The following is a 1,189-nucleotide window of genomic DNA, read 5'->3' as shown; positions in this document are numbered from 1 at the left end:
ACAGGTTGGCGTTATTCGGTTCTGAGCCTGGCATCGATATTCATCGCATTGACCGGTTTGCCTTTTATGACAGGGCAAAAAGTGCCTATGCCATAGTAATAACCGGAGAAACAGCAAAATACGGCAACATCATGGTAAAAAAAGGGGTAACACCGATCTACCAGGAGGCTGTCCGGTAATTGATAATTAGACAAAAAGGCCGTACGTGTAAACGAATGTTGACTTATATCAGGATTCTGAAAATTAAAGTTAACTAATATACCGCCAAACCCGACCAGGCTGGACAAAAAATCATCAAACAAACCCTTTAATCATCAAACAAACCCTTTTTCGAGGATTTTAACAAATCATGGTGACGAAAGATTCATCTGGATTTAATGGGCTGAATATGTCATTGGGCAATCTCAGCCTGCTCTGTGATGCACGATCAAGAAGCATCTCTGCGGAAAACCCGAACGGTGAACCCGGTAAAGGCGGTATGGGAACGACCGGGTTTGCCCAAAGGCAAGCCAGTGAGCTGGGAGAAGGCTGGAAAGTCAACCCTGCCATCAACATAAAACCCGGTGAAACAGCGGTTATCGCAGATATCAAGGATATGGGTAATATCCAGAGTATGTGGTTAACCGGCATGGTTTCCCGTGAGTTAATTATTCGTATTTACTGGGATAATCAGGCGCACCCCTCGGTAGAAGTACCGTTTCCTGATTTCTTTGCCTATGGCTGGTGTGACAACATTGATGAGCTGGTCGGCGGGTCTTTTCAGCCGCTGGTATCCTTGCCTGTTAGTGTATTGCCAAAAAATGCCTTCAATTGTTTCTGGAGTATGCCGTTTCGTGAACGTTGTTATATGACCATTGAAAATATTGGAGATCAGGAACGCTGCCTTTATTACCAGATTAATTATCAATTGACCGACATTCCTGAGAATTGCGCTTACTTTCACGCCAGTTTCCGTCGTACAAACCCCGTTCCATTTAAAGGTGTACACACCATTATTGATGGTATTGAAGGTGAAGGGCATTACATAGGCACCGCGATGTGCGTTGGCTTGAATGGGGCCGGCGGCTGGTGGGGAGAAGGTGAAGTCAAATTCTACATTGATGAAGATGACCGCTTTCCAACGATTTGCGGAACCGTAAGCGTCCAAACAGGGGGCAGACTCCCCCTACTTGTCGAGATCGGCTTTTAA

At 45.5% G+C, this 1,189-nt stretch carries 2 protein-coding genes; both read left to right on the top strand.

Annotated features, from left to right (window positions below; translation table 11 throughout):
- Window positions 1–5: 5 nt before the first annotated feature.
- The gene (locus KDK14_RS19605) at window positions 6–179 is read left to right on the top strand and encodes an RbsD/FucU domain-containing protein (protein WP_257266902.1); all 174 of its coding nucleotides are present in this window, start codon (window positions 6–8) and stop codon (window positions 177–179) included.
- Between the two features lie 170 nt (window positions 180–349).
- Entirely contained in the window at window positions 350–1,189 is an 840-nt protein-coding gene (locus KDK14_RS19600) for a glycoside hydrolase family 172 protein (protein ID WP_257266901.1), read from the top strand.

Origin of the sequence: Endozoicomonas sp. ONNA2 (assembly GCF_024606365.1) — a bacterium.
Taxonomy (GTDB): Bacteria; Pseudomonadota; Gammaproteobacteria; order Pseudomonadales; family Endozoicomonadaceae; genus Endozoicomonas.
Note: the sequence above shows the minus strand (reverse complement) of the source record. Positions and strands in the feature narration are given on the sequence as shown.

Bases quoted from the DNA above. Each gene is read 5' to 3' on its own strand.
- KDK14_RS19600 (WP_257266901.1), top strand. From the start codon at position 350: ATGGTGACGAAAGATTCATCTGGATTTAATGGGCTGAATATGTCATTG.